This window comes from Vibrio chemaguriensis (assembly GCF_012275705.1).
GTDB classification, from domain to species: Bacteria; Pseudomonadota; Gammaproteobacteria; order Enterobacterales; family Vibrionaceae; genus Vibrio; species Vibrio diabolicus.
Map to the genome: position 1 here is coordinate 65,940 of NZ_SHOE01000020.1, position 15,969 is coordinate 81,908.

The 15,969-nt window shown below is 48.1% G+C and carries 18 protein-coding genes; 9 read left to right on the plus strand and 9 right to left on the minus strand.

The features are described 5' to 3' along the window. Positions 1–49 precede the first annotated feature (49 nt). Entirely contained in the window at positions 50–703 is a 654-nt protein-coding gene (gene trhA, locus EX191_RS17495; protein ID WP_005394044.1) for a PAQR family membrane homeostasis protein TrhA, read from the plus strand. A gap of 38 nt (positions 704–741) precedes the next feature. On the opposite strand, the gene EX191_RS17500 is transcribed toward trhA, so the two are convergent. From EX191_RS17500 to def, 6 genes are all read right to left on the minus strand, one after another. Next, on the minus strand, positions 742–1,326 hold the full coding sequence (locus tag EX191_RS17500; RefSeq protein WP_193448150.1) for a DUF3157 family protein: 585 nt from the start codon (positions 1,324–1,326) through the stop codon (positions 742–744). A gap of 26 nt (positions 1,327–1,352) precedes the next feature. Further along, entirely contained in the window at positions 1,353–2,798 is a 1,446-nt protein-coding gene (locus EX191_RS17505; RefSeq protein WP_152815104.1) for a TrkH family potassium uptake protein, read from the minus strand. 9 nt (positions 2,799–2,807) lie between these two features. Continuing rightward, entirely contained in the window at positions 2,808–4,184 is a 1,377-nt protein-coding gene (gene trkA, locus EX191_RS17510) for a Trk system potassium transporter TrkA (RefSeq protein ID WP_005394041.1), read from the minus strand. 64 nt (positions 4,185–4,248) lie between these two features. Further along, a complete protein-coding gene (gene rsmB, locus EX191_RS17515) occupies positions 4,249–5,532 on the minus strand; it encodes a 16S rRNA (cytosine(967)-C(5))-methyltransferase RsmB (RefSeq protein WP_048625607.1) in 1,284 nt (427 codons plus the stop codon). Between the two features lie 80 nt (positions 5,533–5,612). After that, positions 5,613–6,560, minus strand: a complete 948-nt coding sequence (fmt, locus tag EX191_RS17520) for a methionyl-tRNA formyltransferase (RefSeq protein ID WP_005394039.1) — start codon at positions 6,558–6,560, stop codon at positions 5,613–5,615. 33 nt (positions 6,561–6,593) lie between these two features. Beyond that, positions 6,594–7,112, minus strand: a complete 519-nt coding sequence (gene def, locus EX191_RS17525) for a peptide deformylase (protein WP_005379068.1) — start codon at positions 7,110–7,112, stop codon at positions 6,594–6,596. A 138-nt stretch (positions 7,113–7,250) separates the two neighbouring features. On the opposite strand from def, the gene EX191_RS17530 reads away from it, so the two are divergent. The 4 genes from EX191_RS17530 to EX191_RS17545 all read left to right on the plus strand — a co-directional run bounded on the left by EX191_RS17530 (position 7,251) and on the right by EX191_RS17545 (position 10,566). Then, on the plus strand, positions 7,251–8,345 hold the full coding sequence (locus EX191_RS17530) for a LysM peptidoglycan-binding domain-containing protein (protein ID WP_193448151.1): 1,095 nt from the start codon (positions 7,251–7,253) through the stop codon (positions 8,343–8,345). After that, positions 8,329–9,438: a DNA-processing protein DprA gene (gene dprA / locus EX191_RS17535; protein WP_193448152.1), complete on the plus strand. Its 1,110-nt coding sequence runs from the start codon at positions 8,329–8,331 to the stop codon at positions 9,436–9,438. Before EX191_RS17530 ends, dprA begins: the two co-directional genes overlap by 17 nt. 2 nt (positions 9,439–9,440) lie before the next feature. Next, positions 9,441–9,920 carry a DUF494 family protein gene (locus EX191_RS17540; protein ID WP_193448153.1) on the plus strand — a complete coding sequence of 160 codons (480 nt, stop codon included), beginning with the start codon at positions 9,441–9,443 and terminating at the stop codon, positions 9,918–9,920. A 76-nt stretch (positions 9,921–9,996) separates the two neighbouring features. Next, complete coding sequence (locus EX191_RS17545) at positions 9,997–10,566, plus strand: DNA topoisomerase family protein (protein WP_193448154.1); 570 nt, start codon at positions 9,997–9,999, stop codon at positions 10,564–10,566. A 69-nt stretch (positions 10,567–10,635) separates the two neighbouring features. On the opposite strand, the gene EX191_RS17550 is transcribed toward EX191_RS17545, so the two are convergent. Then, positions 10,636–11,763 carry a 5-(carboxyamino)imidazole ribonucleotide synthase gene (locus EX191_RS17550; RefSeq protein WP_193448155.1) on the minus strand — a complete coding sequence of 376 codons (1,128 nt, stop codon included), beginning with the start codon at positions 11,761–11,763 and terminating at the stop codon, positions 10,636–10,638. A gap of 4 nt (positions 11,764–11,767) precedes the next feature. Next, positions 11,768–12,253 (minus strand): 5-(carboxyamino)imidazole ribonucleotide mutase, encoded by a 486-nt coding sequence (purE, locus tag EX191_RS17555; RefSeq protein WP_005394016.1) that lies wholly within the window; start codon positions 12,251–12,253, stop codon positions 11,768–11,770. A gap of 199 nt (positions 12,254–12,452) precedes the next feature. Here purE and tsaC point away from each other — a divergent pair, with 199 nt between their 5' ends. From tsaC to EX191_RS17575, 4 genes are all read left to right on the plus strand, one after another. Beyond that, complete coding sequence (gene tsaC / locus EX191_RS17560) at positions 12,453–13,010, plus strand: L-threonylcarbamoyladenylate synthase type 1 TsaC (RefSeq protein ID WP_015297509.1); 558 nt, start codon at positions 12,453–12,455, stop codon at positions 13,008–13,010. Between the two features lie 47 nt (positions 13,011–13,057). Continuing rightward, complete coding sequence (hemF, locus tag EX191_RS17565) at positions 13,058–13,975, plus strand: oxygen-dependent coproporphyrinogen oxidase (protein ID WP_193448156.1); 918 nt, start codon at positions 13,058–13,060, stop codon at positions 13,973–13,975. 101 nt (positions 13,976–14,076) lie between these two features. After that, positions 14,077–14,910 (plus strand): shikimate dehydrogenase, encoded by an 834-nt coding sequence (gene aroE, locus EX191_RS17570; protein ID WP_023584677.1) that lies wholly within the window; start codon positions 14,077–14,079, stop codon positions 14,908–14,910. Between the two features lie 3 nt (positions 14,911–14,913). Continuing rightward, positions 14,914–15,177: a DUF1488 family protein gene (locus EX191_RS17575; RefSeq protein ID WP_005461429.1), complete on the plus strand. Its 264-nt coding sequence runs from the start codon at positions 14,914–14,916 to the stop codon at positions 15,175–15,177. A 7-nt stretch (positions 15,178–15,184) separates the two neighbouring features. Here the strand turns inward: EX191_RS17575 and EX191_RS17580 are convergent, their stop codons facing one another. Next, positions 15,185–15,733 carry a gamma carbonic anhydrase family protein gene (locus EX191_RS17580; RefSeq protein ID WP_193448157.1) on the minus strand — a complete coding sequence of 183 codons (549 nt, stop codon included), beginning with the start codon at positions 15,731–15,733 and terminating at the stop codon, positions 15,185–15,187. Positions 15,734–15,969: the final 236 nt, after the last annotated feature.

A 15,969-nucleotide genomic window follows, 5' to 3' on the forward strand; every position in this document is an offset into this window, starting at 1 on the left:
CTAATGTGCCATACTAGAGCAAATTTCAAACTCTAGTATAGGCGCATTGATGTCTGAACTGCAGAAACCTCAATACAGTCAACGCGAAGAACTGGCCAATACCATCACTCATGGCATTGGGATGATTTTTGGTATTGTTGGCCTGATACTGCTGCTAATCAAAGCCATAGACCAGCAAGCTGATACGCTGACGCTGGCCAGTATGGCTGTCTATGGTGCGAGTATTATCGTGCTATTTTTGGCTTCGACGCTGTATCACGCAATTCCGCACCCCAACGCTAAACGATGGCTAAAAACTTTCGATCACTGCGCCATTTATCTACTCATTGCTGGCAGTTATACGCCTTTTTTGTTGGTGAGTTTACGTACGCCGCTCGCGTTTGGTTTGATGATTGTTATCTGGACCATCGCTCTACTCGGCATCATCATGAAAGTCGCGTTTGTTTACCGATTTAAAAAGCTTTCCTTGATGACGTATTTGGTCATGGGCTGGCTGTCGTTGATTGTGATTTATCAGTTGGCGATCAACTTGGATATTGGCGGACTGACATTACTCGCAGCTGGTGGGATTGTGTATTCACTGGGGGTGATTTTCTACGTTGCGAAGCGTATTCCATTCAATCATGCGATTTGGCACGGCTTCGTTTTAGCGGGTTGTGTGTGTCACTTCTTCGCAATTTATTATTTTGTCGAGCCTATCTAACGGATAGATATGAACTCGACAAAACATGTGTTATCACATTAACGAGTTTTCACTTCTAACACTTTGGCTGAAAACTGGTATTGCTGAGACTGCGGCACTGCCAGTTTGATGCTTTTACCCTGTTCTGCTTGTTGTGGTCGCAGGTAAGTATCCGCCATTCGCTTGATGGATTGCCAAACAGTGACTTTTTCTTTCGCCAGTTGCTGGCCAGACATATCAAATACCAGAACTTCCACTTCAACTTGAATCACCGATTGTGAGCTTTGATTGGTAATGGACGTTGGCAGTACGAGCTCACCATCTTGATAGCTCGCGGAGCCAATCAGTACGTCGACACCAGAGTCAGACAGCTGCATGGTTGGCTTTTTGGCGTTTACCACCACAGTAGTGCCAACAGTTTTCGTCACCACTGGAATTGTCGCAATTGCGGGAGCTGCGATCGTTTCAACCGCGCCTATTGTCGCTTGCGTCTCTGTTGCTTGCTGCGCAGGTTTTTTCATGACGTATTCCCAAGTAAAGTCATCGTTTAACTTCACTTCTCGACCATCGGCTAAAGTGATGACTTCAGCGGCGTAGGCGGATGAGGCGGCAAGTAGGGTCGCCAGAGTAATCCATGTTTTCATTGTTATACCTTTTAATTTGAGTCTGCTTAACGGCGCCAAAACGCAGGGAAGAACAGTACAAGAATAGTCAGAATTTCCAAGCGGCCCATCAACATGCCAAAGCTCAGGAGCCACTTGGCGGTATCTGGCAGAGGCGCGAAGTTACCCGTCGGTCCAATCACGCTTCCCATACCTGGGCCGACGTTGGCTACCGCAGTGATGGCACCAGAGATGCTAGTGATGGGGTCTAAACCCAGCGCACTCAAGCAACCCGCGATGAAGATGATGGTGATAAAGAACATCAAGCCAAACGCGACCACCGAGCGAACAATGTCATCATTCACTGGGCGTTGGTTGTAGCGCTGTACAAACACACCTGAAGGGTGAATCAATTTCATCATCTGTTTGTTCAGCAGTGTCATTGCGATTTGGAAACGGAAGATTTTGATCCCACCAGACGTTGACCCCGAACATGCGCCCGCCATCATTAAGAAGGCAAAAAGAGTTGTGGGTAATGCGCCCCACGCGGTGAAGTCCTCTAAGCCAAAGCCGGTTGTGGTGACGACAGAGACGATATTAAACATCGACACTCGTAGCGCATCCAAAATGGTGTATCCGTCTCGAATCACTAACCAGGCTGAAATCACTAAGCTTGAGAACACGAACAGGTACGCGAATCCTCGAACTTGAGCGTCGTTAACTAACACATCAATACGGCGTTTACGTAACGCGGCGATGAAGAGCAAAAATGGCAAGCCACCTAAGAACATAAAGGTAGTGGCCACCCAGTGTGCGCCATTAGAGAAGTTGTTCATCGACCCATCGGATGTAGAGTATCCGCCCGTTGATAGCGTGGTAAAGGCGTGATTGATCGCTTCAAACAGGTTCATGCCGGTGACCAAGTAGCCCACAATGCATAAGCCAGTAAGCATCAAATAAACCGCTACGATGTTTTTGGCGACCGTTTTTGCTCTCGGGCTACTTTTATCAGACCAATCGGATGATTCGGTTTGGAATAGCTTCATACCACCGACATTGAGCATAGGTAGCACCGCCACCGCCATTACGATAAAACCAATCCCCCCAAGCCACTGCAAAATAGAGCGCCACAGCAAGATGCTCGGCGCCATGTTGTCTAGGCCACTGAGCACCGTTGAGCCCGTCGTGGTGATACCCGACATCGTTTCGAAGTAGGCGTCGGTGAAGCTGATGTGGTTGATGAACACAAACGGCAAGGCGGCAAACGCACTGGCGATGGTCCAAACCAAACTGGTGATGAGGAACATATCGCGTACGCTGAGTTTGAACTTGGCGGTTCGACCGATCGTTAGGCAAATGAAGGCGGCAAGGTGCGTGATCACAACGGCTTGGGCGAAATCGAGAAATCCCCCCGTACCGGTAAAGAAAGCGACCAAAGTCGGCACGTACATAAACAGGGCCAGTTTGGATAAAACCAGCCCGATAACAAACAGTACGGGACGTAAGTTGACCATAGGAAAATCCTAGAGGAAGAATGGACTCGGCTGGAATAGCGCTTCGACGTCTGATACGTATTTTTTGTTGACCAGGAACATCACCACATGGTCATCCTGCTCGATGACCGTACGGTCGTGGGCAATAAGGACTTCTTCGCCACGAACGATAGCACCAATGGTGGTCCCAGGTGGAAGTTTAATATCTCCAATCGCGCGCCCAACCACTTTGGATGTACTTTCATCACCGTGAGCGACGGCTTCAATGGCTTCTGCAGCGCCGCGGCGAAGTGAGGATACGTTCACGATGTCGGCACGACGAACGTGTGTCAGCAAGGCGGAAATGGTCGCTTGCTGAGGTGAGATCGCCACATCAATTACGCCGCCTTGTACCAGATCTACATAAGCGCCACGTTGGATCAGCACCATTACTTTTTTCGCACCCATGCGTTTTGCCAACATCGCAGACATGATGTTGGTTTCATCTTCGTTGGTCAGCGCGATGAAGACGTCGACTTGGTCGATGTTCTCTTCCGAGAGAAGCTCTTGGTCTGCCGCGTCGCCGCAGAACACGATGGTGTTTTCTAGCTCTTCTGACAGTTTTTCTGCACGTTGGTAGTTACGTTCAATCAGCTTCACGCTGTAGTTTTGTTCTAAGCGCTTTGCGAGACTGGCACCAATGTTACCCCCGCCAACAATCATGATGCGGCGGTACGGTTTTTCTAGGCGCTGAAGTTCACTCATCACTGAGCGAATATGATTACTTGCTGCAACGAAGAACACTTCATCGTCGGCTTCAATGATGGTAGTGCCTTGCGGGCGAATCGGACGGCCTTGACGGAAAATCGCTGCCACACGGGTATCGATGTGTGGCATGTGCTCACGCAAAGCAGACAGCGCGTTACCCACCAACGGTCCACCGTAGTAGGCTTTTACCGCCACTAGGCTGACTTTCTGTTCAGCAAAGCTCACCACTTGCAGCGCGCCTGGGTATTGGATCAGACGTTCGATGTAGCTCGTAACGAGTTCTTCTGGTGCGATAAGGTGATCGACAGGAATGGCGCCAGATTTAAACAGGGCTTCTTTTTCTGCCAAGTATTCTGGAGAGCGAATACGTGCAACGCGGTTTGGGGTGTTGAATAGAGTGAACGCGACTTGACAGGCGGCCATGTTGGTTTCATCAGTGTTGGTTACTGCGACGAGCATATCGGCGTCTTGCGCCCCCGCTTCGTGCAGCACGTCGGGGTGGCTCGCATGGCCATTGACCACACGCAGGTCGTATTTGTCCTGCAATTCACGCAGTCGGTCGGCATTGTTATCGACGATGGTGATGTCGTTGTTTTCACCCACTAGGTTTTCTGCCAGTGTGCCGCCAACCTGACCTGCACCAAGAATAATGATCTTCATACTCTTTTCTCGTTATCTGAAAAAGGCGATTGAAATCAATCCAATCGCCCTATTTAGCATGCTGTTACGCGTGTGTTTTGGTTAGCACTGCGTAGTAGAAACCATCCATATCTTCTTCGCCTGGTAGAATTTGACGACCAGGCTGGTCGGGATCAGAATCCAGCAGTTGCGCATCCGCGGTACGTGCTAAAAACGCTTTTACTTGCTCCACGTTTTCTTGCGGTGTGATTGAACAAGTCGCGTAAACCATTGTGCCGCCGGGCTTCAGTTGCGTCCACATGGCATCAAAAATTTCACTTTGTAGCTCTGCTAATGCGGCGATGTCGTCTGCACGACGTAGCCATTTGATGTCTGGGTGACGACGAATCACGCCAGTCGCAGAACATGGGGCATCCAGCAAAATGCGATCAAATTGCTCGCCTTGCCACCATTCTTGTGGATTACGCGCATCACCGCAAACCACTTTTGCCTGAAGGTTGAGACGCTTCAGGTTTTCATGCACACGTTTCAGGCGTGTGTCGTCGCAGTCAATCGCGACCACCTCACTGCCCGACGTGCGCTCTAGAATGTGCGCCGTCTTGCCACCTGGCGCTGCACAGCAATCTAAAATCAGTTCGCCGTCTTGTGGTTTTAGGTAGTTGATCGAGAGCTGCGCCGCCGCATCCTGGACCGAAACCCAACCTTTCTCAAAACCAGGTAGCTTCATCACATCACATGGTGCGGCCAATTTTATGGCGTCCATCGCTTCTGTGTGTGGCGTGCTATCAATGTTTTCATTTTTGAGTAGCGCAAGGTATTCATCACGAGTGTGGTGTTGGTGGTTCACACGCAGCCACATTGGCGCTTTTTGGTTGTTCGCTTCAACAATGCTTTCCCATTGCTGTGGGTAGGCCTCTTGCAGCAGTTTTAGTAACCAGCTTGGGTGACCGTACTTGCCAGCGTTGTTGCTGACGGCCATTTGGTCGAGTTCTTCTTGGTTGCGCTGGTAGTTACGCAATACAGCGTTAATCAAACCACGCAGACGAGGACCTTTCAGCTCTTTAGTGCCTTCAACCGTTTCACCGACAGCTGCGTGCGCAGGAATGCGCATGAAGCTCAGTTGGTAAATACCAACCAGAATTAGGTGATGGAATACACGTTGTTTGCCTTTGAGCGGCTTATCCATCAATTGGTTTGCGATCATTTCTAGGCGAGGTAGGTAACGTAGCGCACCGTAACAGATCTCTTGTAGCAGAGCGTGGTCACGAGGTCGTACCGTTTGTTGAGCCTCTGGGAGAGCGCTTGAAAGTGAGTGGCCCTTGTCGACGACAAGATACAGGACGTTAGCAGCCGCAGCGCGAACATTCATGATGAGTACCTTAAAGTAAAGGAGGGCATCTCTGCCCTCTAAAAGTTCGTATTATTGGGGATGATAACCCCTAGTATGGCTTAAACCAGCAGAGTACCAACTTCAAACCAAGCCGCGCGCGAATTCAGAATATCCTGAACTGACATGGCTTTTTTGCCAGGAACTTGCAGTTGTTCTAGCACCAGTACGCCGTTGCCTGTCGCAACATAAATACCGGTTTTATCTGCTTGCAAGATGGTGCCGGCTGGCTTGTCACTGGTTTGCTCTGCCACACGGCTTTGCCATACTTTGATGCTGTTTTCTGCCGCCTCAAAGTGGCTCATTGGCCATGGGTTAAATGCACGAACGCAGCGCTCAATGTGAGCCGCATCGTCGTTCCAGTTAATGCGTGCTTCTTCTTTGCTGAGTTTTTTCGCGTAGTTCGCTAGCTCATCGTCTTGCTTCACTGGCACTGCTTTACCCGCAGCAATGTCGGCTAAGCAGTCAATCAGGGCTTCTGGGCCAAGCTCAGCCAATTTTTCGTACATTGAAGCGCTGGTATCTGTCGCTTCGATTGGCAGAGTTGCAATCTTCAGCATATCACCAGTGTCGAGACCGATGTCCATCTGCATGATGGTCACGCCCGTTTCTGCATCGCCCGCCCAAATAGAGCGTTGGATTGGAGCCGCACCACGCCAACGAGGTAGGATAGAACCATGTACGTTGATACAACCCAGTTTAGGGGTATCAAGAACCGCTTGTGGCAGGAGCATACCGTACGCCACGACAACCATGAGATCGGCATTCAGATCGGCAAGTTCTTGTTTCGCTTCGTCGGACTTAAAGCTTTCAGGTTGGTAAACCGGGATGTTGTGTTCCAGCGCCAGTTGTTTTACCGGTGGCGCAGCCAATTTCTTGCCACGACCCGCTGGACGATCTGGGTTTGTGTAAACCGCGATGACTTCATGCTCCGAAGACAACAACGCCGCCAAGTGACGGGCGGCGAAATCCGGAGTACCTGCAAAGACAATACGTAAAGACTGACTCAAGGTAGGCTTCCTTCTAATTGGTATGGTTCGAGGTTAAGCGTTTTGCTGCTTCTCGTTAAAGCGTTTGATTTTCGCTAGCTTGTCCTGAATGCGTTTGCGTTTCAGTGGCGATAGGTAATCCACGAACAGCTTACCTTGTAAGTGATCAAGCTCGTGTTGAACACAAATCGCTAGCAGGTCGTCGGCTTCAAAGGTGAACTCTTTGCCATCACGATCCAGTGCTTTAACGGTAACTTCTGCAGCGCGAGGCACAAGTGCGCGTGCACCTGGTACCGACAGACAGCCTTCTTCGATGCCATCTTCGCCACGCTTTTCCAGAATCTCAGGGTTGATTAGCACCATCGGCTCATCGCGAGTTTCTGAAATATCAATCACTACGATACGTTTGTGGATATCAACCTGCGTTGCAGCAAGGCCAATACCTTCTTCGTCGTACATGGTTTCAATCATGTCATCGACGATTTTTTGAATCTCAGGCGTCACCGCTTCAACAGGCTTTGCGACTGTGCGCAGGCGATCATCCGGGAATGTTAATACTTGTAATACAGACATATTCACTCGAAATATTGAACTGTGCCGAAACAGCACAAACCTTGTTGGCTCAATTCTAGACATTTTATAGCCTAAATGACAGCATCCTTGCACCAATTTCCATTCTGGTTCCTGCTTAATAGACCAAGGACGAGGGTCATGAATCGAATTTTCCGCAACGTTGCCAGTGTTACGTTGCCGTTACTTTTCTCTTTCAACGCTGTAGCAAATGTGGATGCAAACCCACTGACTGTTAAAGATGATGCGCCACAAACATATGTAGTCGTGAAGGGCGATACGCTATGGGATATTTCGGCCATGTACTTGGATAGCCCGTGGTTGTGGCCTCGTTTATGGCAAGTAAACCCGGAAATCGACAACCCTCATTTAATTTATCCCGGAGACAAGTTGTCTTTGGTGTGGATTAACGGTCAGCCCGTGTTGAGCCTAAAACCGGTAAAGAAGCTGAGCCCGAAAGCACGCATCACAGAAAAGAAAGCGGTGCCAACCGTTGCTGAAGGTTTGGTGATGCCGTACCTCAAATCGGATCGATTGCTGGATCAAGATGCGTTGAATAGTGCAGCAAAAGTGATGGGTAGCAGCAAAGGCAGTAAGTATCTGACGGCAGAAGATGTGCTGTATATCAATGGCAATCAGACCGCGACAGGTTGGGCTATTTACCGACCAGTAGCTACCTTTTCGCGTGACGATGTGTCCGAAGAGATCACCGCGCTGCGTTTGATAGCCAAAGGTGAGCTCGTTGAAGCTTCGAGCGATTATTCTGGTTTGAAGATCACGTCTCAATTGCAAGAAATCCTGCGTAACGATATCGCGTTGCCAAATCAATCAGTCGAGAACACTGACTTCACAACAACGTTCTACCCTATGCCGTCGCCACAAGGCAGTTCTGCAAAGTTGCTGGGCAATATCGAAGGTATTCGCTTTAGTTCAACTAACCAAGTCGTGGTGATTGATAAAGGCACGTCAGACAATCTGAAGCAAGGCAGTGTGTTTGATTTAAAAGAAGACGCGCACCCAGTTTACAAAGACGGCGATGAGTTCAAGAAAGAGTTTGGCGTGCTTGATAAGAAAATTACTTTGCCTCAAAGCAAAGTTGGTGAGTTGCTGGTCATTCGTCCTTATGAGTACTTTAGCTTGGCACTGATCACTAACAGCACTAAACCCATTAACCAAGATATTTCGGTGGTGTCACCGTTGGCGGACGAATTAACCATCGATGAATCGACGAAATAACGATGATCTCGCTGCCTGGTTAAAACTGAGTTGTTTACCAGGCATTGGCGGCGTCAAAATGAATAAGCTACTGGCAAGAGACACGCCACGTAACATCGTAAACTTCTCTCCTGAACAGCTACAACAACTTGGGTTAACAACTAAGCAAATTCAAGCTTGGGCTTCAACAGATAAAGAAGTCGATGCTTGTTTAAGCTGGCTTGAGGCTTCTACAAATCATCATATCCTGACACTGACTGACCCGCGTTATCCACCTCAACTCAAACAAATCGTTGCACCGCCACCTCTACTTTTTGTTCAAGGAAACCCTACTTGTCTCTCTCAGCCACAAATCGCGATGGTTGGCAGTCGAAATGCGAGTATTGATGGATTACAGCATGCACGTCAGTTTGCTGCAGAGTTTGTTCAGCACGATTTTATTGTCACCAGTGGTCTCGCTTTAGGCATTGATGGTCATGCGCATGATGGTGCGTTGCAAGCAAAAGGTAAGACGATTGCGGTGCTGGGATCTGGCTTAGAAAATATTTATCCGGCACGTCATCGTGGTTTAGCGCAACGTGTTATTGAACATGGGGCTTTGGTGTCTGAGTTTCGCCCCAACGCCAAGCCGCGCCCGGAAAACTTCCCGCGTCGAAACCGCATTATTAGCGGATTATCGCTAGGTGTGTTAGTTGTGGAAGCGGCGGAAAGGAGTGGCTCGTTAATTACTGCTCGTTACGCGCTTGAGCAAGGTCGAGAAGTGTTTGCGCTGCCAGCTTCGATAAATGCCCCTAATGCCAGCGGTGGCAACCAGTTGATACGTCATGGTGCTTGCCTCGTAGAAAAGACGAAAGATGTCTTAGATGAAATACAGTCTTTGCTTGATTGGTCTATTAATCAGAGTACCGATTTATTTTCTACGTTAAATGATGAAGAAGAATTGCCATTTCCTCAGCTGTTAGCTAACGTAGGAAGTGAAGCTACACCGGTTGATATTCTTGCAAACAGGACCAATATACCTGTCCAGGAAGTCATGATGCAGCTCTTAGAGTTAGAACTCTCTGGGCATGTCGTTGCGGTTTCAGGTGGCTATATTCGAAAGGGGAGGGGCTAGCTATGATGATGGATATACTGATGTATCTATTCGAAACCTACATCCATAGCGATGCAGAGTTACAGGTCGAACAAGACGAGTTGGAAGAAGAGCTGCTCCGTGCAGGCTTCCAACAAAAAGATATCTACAAAGCCCTTGTCTGGTTAGAAGAGCTTGCCGCATTGCAGCAAAGTGACACCTCTTCTGCAATTTCGACTTGCATGGCTTCGTCATCAACTCGTATCTACACAGCGAAAGAGATGCAGCGTTTAGATTTGGAATGCCGAGGGTTTTTATTGTTTCTCGAGCAAATCAATGTGTTAACCACAGAAACTCGCGAAATGGTGATTGACCGAGTGATGGGATTAGAAACGAGTGAGTTTGAGCTTGAAGACCTCAAATGGATCATTCTGATGGTGCTGTTTAATGTGCCTGGCAACGAAAACGCTTACACGCTAATGGAAGAGCTGTTGTACGCCAAGGAACAAGGGATTCTTCACTAACCATCTGGGCAAGTTCGAGTTTAGCTAGAATAAACGCGAGCTTGTCTTTTTGTGTGTTTTTCACGAAACGGTAAGTATGAGTAGTAAAATCGACAACACCCTTTTCTCTGCCCATGAACACGCTTTGGAACACGAGCCGTGTCCTAAATGTGGCAGTGAATTGATCCTCAAACATGGCAAACACGGTCCCTTTCTTGGCTGTAGCCACTACCCAAGCTGTGATTACATCAAAGCCCTGCACAACAATGATGGACACATCGTCAAAGAGCTTGGCGTTCCTTGTCCAGATTGTGGTAACGAGTTGGTATTACGCCAAGGGCGTTATGGCATGTTTGTTGGTTGCAGTAACTATCCGGCTTGCCATCATATTGAGTCGATTAATCAACCTGAGCCAGAAAAGCAGCCGCAAGAGCAACACGCGTGTCCTGAATGTGGTAAAGGTCATTTAGTTGAACGTAAGACGCGCTTTGGTAAAACTTTCTACGCATGTGATAACTACCCTAAATGCAAATTTGCAGTGAATATCCCTCCGGTTAAAGGGAGATGCGAAGAATGTGGTTTTACTTTGTTGGTGGAGAAGAAACTCGTCAGTGGTGTGAAATTGCAATGTGCCAACCGTAAGTGCCAGCACACCCAACAAGGGTAAATACATCAAAGGAATTAAAAAGGGTCGCATCGTGCGACCCTTTGTGGTTTTTGGGGCTAGATTTTAGCGTTATGCTTGTTTCGCAAACTCGTGCACGGCTGGGAATGCCATTGGATCTAAGACATCCGCGAGAGCGCACAACCTACGGTGTAATTCTCCTGGGTAGTCACCACATACGTTGATGTGACCCATTTTTCGCCCTTCACGCTTCTCTTTGCCGTACCAATGGATGTGACAACCATCCATGGCGAGCAGCGCTTCTGGCAACGTATCTTCACCAAGAATATTCACCATTGAGGTTTCGCGAATCAGTTTGGTGCTGCCTAACGGCAAGCCGCACACGGCGCGCAGATGGTTTTCAAACTGACAAGTTTCCGCACCTTGCTGTGTCCAGTGACCGGAGTTGTGCACGCGTGGGGCAATCTCATTGACTAACAGTGTGCCATCGACATCAAAGAATTCGAGCGCCAATACACCAACGTAATCTAGGCTATCTGCGACGGCCGTGAGCATCTGCTTGGCTTGGGCTTGCAGTTCTGGTGCATCAATTGCGGTGGATAAGCTCAGTACGCCATTGATGTGAACGTTTTCTGCTAGAGGGTACACTTCAACGCTGCCATCTTTACCGCGAGCACCTACAAGTGATACTTCGCGGTTAAAAGGAACAAACTCTTCAGCAACAATCGCTTGAGTTGGTGTTGCCGCGATGCACTCTGCCATCTCAGTCCAAATGTCGTCGACTTGAGAAGCTTCTTTTAAGCGCCATTGGCCTTTACCATCGTAACCACCCAATGCACTTTTCAGCACCATAGGCATGCCAACATGTTCAATTGCGCGTTCAAAATCTTCACGTGTCTCAATCACGTAGTACTTGGCATTACGCACGCCAGCATTATCGAGTAGCGCTTTTTCAACACGGCGGTCACCGCCTGCTTTGATGGCTGCGGTACTAGGGAGGAGCTTGCCACTTGATTCACAGATGTCGAGTACATCGTGAGGAATATGTTCGAATTCTGCGGTGATCGCATCCACTTGTTCAATGGCATTTTCCAAACCATGACCAAGCACCTGTTGGGTAAGAGGATGGACAACGTTACCGCTGCCGACATCGTAAGCCGAGATTTGGATGTTCAGTGGTGCACCAGCCAGAGACATCATGCGAGCCAACTGACCTGATCCGAGAACCAGTACATGCATCTGATTAATCCTCAGCTGGATTTGGGTTAGCCAGTACGGTTTCCGTCTGTTCATTGCGGAACGCTTCTACCTTCGCCATGATGCTTTCGTCATGAGTGCCTAGGATTTGTGCCGCTAAGATGCCCGCGTTTGCAGCGCCCGCTTCGCCAATCGCTAACGTGCCGACGGCAATGCCTTTTGGCATTTGTACAATAGATAGCAAAGAGTCCATGCCTTTTAGAGCGCGAGATTGAACCGGAACACCAAGTACAGGCAAACTGGTGAAGGCTGCCGCCATTCCCGGTAGGTGAGCTGCACCACCGGCACCTGCGATGATCACTTTGATGCCGCGTTCTTTCGCGCTGCTAGCGTAATCGGCTAATAGTTGAGGAGTACGGTGAGCTGACACCACCTTTGTTTCGTAAGACACGCCAAATTGATCCAGCATGTCTGCTGCTAGTTTCATGGTTGGCCAATCGGATTTAGAACCCATGATGATACCGACTTTCATCTCAAACTCCTTCAAGCTGCAAAATTAGGTGAGCTGATAAATTTGTGCGCATTATACGGGGATTTTTATCTCAAGCAAACGTTTGCGTCTTGTTGTTGACGCTATTGATACATTTTATAAAAAAATTGCTTTAGTGTCTGAGAATGAATATTTGTACACTTAGTGAAAATAATACAGTCAGACAATCAGGAAGTAATCGGTGGATAACTTTGAACAAGTGCTCAACGCACTACAACAAGGCGAAGTGATTGCCTACCCAACAGAAGGGGTTTTTGGTGTCGGATGCGATCCAGATAACCCAGAAGCAATTCAAAAACTGCTGGATCTCAAGCAGCGTCCGGTGGAAAAAGGGCTGATTCTGATCGCCGCAAGTTATGAGCAGCTCTTGCCGTATATTGATGAATCTCAACTGACTCCAGAACAATTAGCGACCGTTCATGCAACTTGGCCTGGCCCATACACTTGGATCATGCCAGCGAGCGATAAAGTCTCCAACTGGGTTTCAGGACAGTTTGATTCAATTGCAGTTCGTGTGACTGATCATCCTTTGGTTCAAAAGATGTGTAATGCATTCGGAAAGCCGTTAACCTCTACCAGCGCGAATCTTTCCGGCTTGCCACCGTGTATGACCACGGAAGAGGTAGAGCAGCAATTGGGTGACAAGCTGGTGGCCATTCTTCGTGGTGAAACCAGCGGTCGTGATAAACCCAGCGAGATTCGTGACGCCAAAACTTCACAAATATTAAGACAGGGCTAACCCTGCTTGCCAGCCATCAATAGGTATCACGTAATAGGTAATAACGTATGTCAGCAATCGATAAGTACGCCGTAAAGCAGTTCCTGATGTCACTTCAGGACTCCATTTGTCAGCAGTTAGAACGAGAAGATGGAAAGGCCGTCTTTGTCGAAGATGCATGGCATCGTGAACCGGGCGAACGTCTTGGTGGCGGTGGGCGCTCACGTGTTCTGCGTGATGGCCTTGTTTTCGAGCAAGGTGGGGTGAACTTCTCGCATGTGGAAGGGGAAGAAATGCCAGCATCTGCGACGGCTCATCGTCCAGAGCTAGCTGGTCGCCGCTTTGAAGCGATGGGGGTCTCTTTGGTTATCCATCCCAAAAACCCTTACGTCCCAACTTCTCATGCGAATGTGCGTTTCTTTATCGCCGAGAAAGAGGGCGAAGAACCAATTTGGTGGTTTGGTGGTGGTTTCGACCTGACTCCTTTCTATCCTTTCGAAGAAGATTGTCAGTCATGGCACGATACAGCTAAGGCCATCTGTGCCCCATTTGGTGAAGACGTGTATGCCGAGCACAAAGCGTGGTGTGATAAGTACTTCTTCTTGCCACATCGAAACGAAACTCGTGGTGTCGGTGGTTTGTTCTTTGATGATTTGAATCACTGGGAGTTTGATAAGTGTTTTGATTACATCAAAGCGGTGGGTGAAGGCTATTGCCAAGCTTACTTGCCGATCGTGTCTCGTCGTAAAGACATCGAATATGGAGAGCGTGAACGTGAATTCCAACTTTACCGTCGTGGTCGTTATGTTGAGTTCAACTTAGTCTACGACCGTGGCACCTTATTTGGTTTACAAAGTGGTGGGCGTACCGAGTCGATTCTGATGTCGATGCCGCCGTTAGCGCGATGGGAGTACCGCTACGAACCAGAAGCAGGAACGCCTGAAGCCGAACTTTACGAGCGATACCTGAAACCACGCGAATGGTAAGCACGGAATCTCCTTTTCTATATAGATAGATAGTGATAGGGTCATCTGTAATCAGATGGCCCTGTTTTCTCTATATCTAAGTAAGGAATAAAGGTAAGGACATGACCCCGCAAATCGATCGTTACGCCGTGTTTGGTAACCCTATCGGGCACAGCAAGTCGCCATTTATCCATACACTCTTTGCTCGTCAAACGAATCAGTCCCTTACATACACCGCAGAGTGTGCGCCTGTGGGTGGATTTATCGAGGCGGCGAAAGCATTTTTTGCTGACGGCGGCAAAGGCTGTAACGTGACCTTGCCTTTTAAAGAAGACGCCTATCAATTTGCCAGCCGTTTGACCGAGCGTGCTCAGCTTGCTGGAGCAGTGAATACACTTAAGAAGCTTGATGATGGTGAAATCATTGGTGATAACACTGATGGTGCAGGCTTAGTGCAGGACTTGTTGCAACACCAAGTCGTTTTAGAAGGCGCACGCATCCTGATCATAGGAGCTGGTGGTGCCGCTCGAGGAGTGATTAAACCATTGCTCGATCAAAAACCAACATCTCTAACGATAACTAATCGTACATTTTCCAAAGCCGAAGAATTGGCAGAATTGTTTTCTGCGTATGGCCCTGTTACAGCAAAAGAGATGAATACCATTGCTGAAGAGTTCGATGTCATAATCAACTCTACGTCTGCATCATTGAGTGGTGAGTTACCTGCGATCTCTTCCTCGGTGTTCGCCGCCAATAGTACGAGCTACGACATGATGTATGGCAAAGGTGATACCACATTTAACCAATGGGCTAAGCAAAACGGTGCGGCACATGCTTATGATGGTTTAGGTATGTTAGTTGGCCAAGCTGCTGAGAGTTTTATGTTATGGCGCGGTCTTCGTCCTGGAGCCAAACAGATTTTGCGTGAATTAAGAAAGAACCTTGAAGGTCAATAAGCGATGAATCAATCCATCTTATTCCCAGACATGCAATCATGGGATGAAGTATCACAATCAGTAAACTTTGCGGCGCAACAATCTGGTGCGCTAATAGAATGCTTTGTGACGAAACAAAAGTTAGAAAAGTTATCTGGCTCAGAGTTAGATACGGAGCAGGCCGTGATCTCTGCTTTTATTGACTACCGATTTGATCTGGAAGAAATAGCAGAAGAGTTAATAGAAGATGAAGCCTTCAACGAAGAAGGCCATATTATCATCGGCTAACAGACCTTTAGTTCAAGTCTTCTACTTCATGTAAGTAGTCGTTTTTGTTTTGAACATAGTTATTGGCAGACTTTTGCAAAAAAGCTCGTTCTGTCTCTGATAGAGGGCGAGCTTGTTTTACTAGGCTACCGACATAAAGATAGCCGCTTTCTAATCTCTTTCCTGGCGGCACTAAACTGCCCGCTCCAATCATCACCTCTGATTCAATAACGACTGCATCTAAAACAATCGCCCCCATACCAACCAAAACACGATCGTGGATCTCACAACCGTGCAGCATCACTTTGTGGCCAATCGTAACGTCATTGCCAATTATAAGTGGGTAGCCGTTTGGGTTTTCGGCGTTCTTATGGGTGACATGCAAAACACTGCCATCTTGAATATTAGTTCGATCACCAATGTGAATGTGGTTCACATCGCCTCGTGCCGCTACTAATGGCCAAATGCTAGAATCGTCCCCAATACGGATATCTCCGACTAACACTGAGGTTGAGTCAACGTAAACACGCTCACCAAGTTGAGGCTTTATACCTTTGTAGCTTCTAATTGAGCTCATCTTTTCTCCTTATTAGGGGCGAGTACAGGGGACATGGAGGTAGAATAGTAGTGAAAACTCGCCTTTTAGAATAAAAAACACCCAAACGATAAAAAAATCAAAAAAAACGTGAAAAAGGGCTTGCCAATGTGATCGCAATCTCTATAATGCCACCTCGCTGACACGGCAACGCTTCGAAAGAAACGAAGTCGAGGTGAGCAAGCCAAATTAGCCAAGCGGAAACGCTTGAAGAAAGC

What these genes read in the sequence shown, in the direction of transcription:
- EX191_RS17550 (WP_193448155.1), bottom strand. Translation starts at nt 11,763, where the DNA reads ATGCATGTACTGGTTCTCGGATCAGGTCAGTTGGCTCGCATGATGTCT.
- dprA (WP_193448152.1), top strand. Translation starts at nt 8,329, where the DNA reads ATGAATCGACGAAATAACGATGATCTCGCTGCCTGGTTAAAACTGAGT.
- purE (WP_005394016.1), bottom strand. Translation starts at nt 12,253, where the DNA reads ATGAAAGTCGGTATCATCATGGGTTCTAAATCCGATTGGCCAACCATG.
- aroE (WP_023584677.1), top strand. Translation starts at nt 14,077, where the DNA reads ATGACCCCGCAAATCGATCGTTACGCCGTGTTTGGTAACCCTATCGGG.
- trhA (WP_005394044.1), top strand. Translation starts at nt 50, where the DNA reads ATGTCTGAACTGCAGAAACCTCAATACAGTCAACGCGAAGAACTGGCC.
- EX191_RS17540 (WP_193448153.1), top strand. Translation starts at nt 9,441, where the DNA reads ATGATGATGGATATACTGATGTATCTATTCGAAACCTACATCCATAGC.
- rsmB (WP_048625607.1), bottom strand. Translation starts at nt 5,532, where the DNA reads ATGAATGTTCGCGCTGCGGCTGCTAACGTCCTGTATCTTGTCGTCGAC.
- EX191_RS17530 (WP_193448151.1), top strand. Translation starts at nt 7,251, where the DNA reads ATGAATCGAATTTTCCGCAACGTTGCCAGTGTTACGTTGCCGTTACTT.
- def (WP_005379068.1), bottom strand. Translation starts at nt 7,112, where the DNA reads ATGTCTGTATTACAAGTATTAACATTCCCGGATGATCGCCTGCGCACA.
- hemF (WP_193448156.1), top strand. Translation starts at nt 13,058, where the DNA reads ATGTCAGCAATCGATAAGTACGCCGTAAAGCAGTTCCTGATGTCACTT.
- EX191_RS17575 (WP_005461429.1), top strand. Translation starts at nt 14,914, where the DNA reads ATGAATCAATCCATCTTATTCCCAGACATGCAATCATGGGATGAAGTA.
- EX191_RS17545 (WP_193448154.1), top strand. Translation starts at nt 9,997, where the DNA reads ATGAGTAGTAAAATCGACAACACCCTTTTCTCTGCCCATGAACACGCT.
- EX191_RS17500 (WP_193448150.1), bottom strand. Translation starts at nt 1,326, where the DNA reads ATGAAAACATGGATTACTCTGGCGACCCTACTTGCCGCCTCATCCGCC.
- EX191_RS17505 (WP_152815104.1), bottom strand. Translation starts at nt 2,798, where the DNA reads ATGGTCAACTTACGTCCCGTACTGTTTGTTATCGGGCTGGTTTTATCC.
- EX191_RS17580 (WP_193448157.1), bottom strand. Translation starts at nt 15,733, where the DNA reads ATGAGCTCAATTAGAAGCTACAAAGGTATAAAGCCTCAACTTGGTGAG.
- trkA (WP_005394041.1), bottom strand. Translation starts at nt 4,184, where the DNA reads ATGAAGATCATTATTCTTGGTGCAGGTCAGGTTGGCGGCACACTGGCA.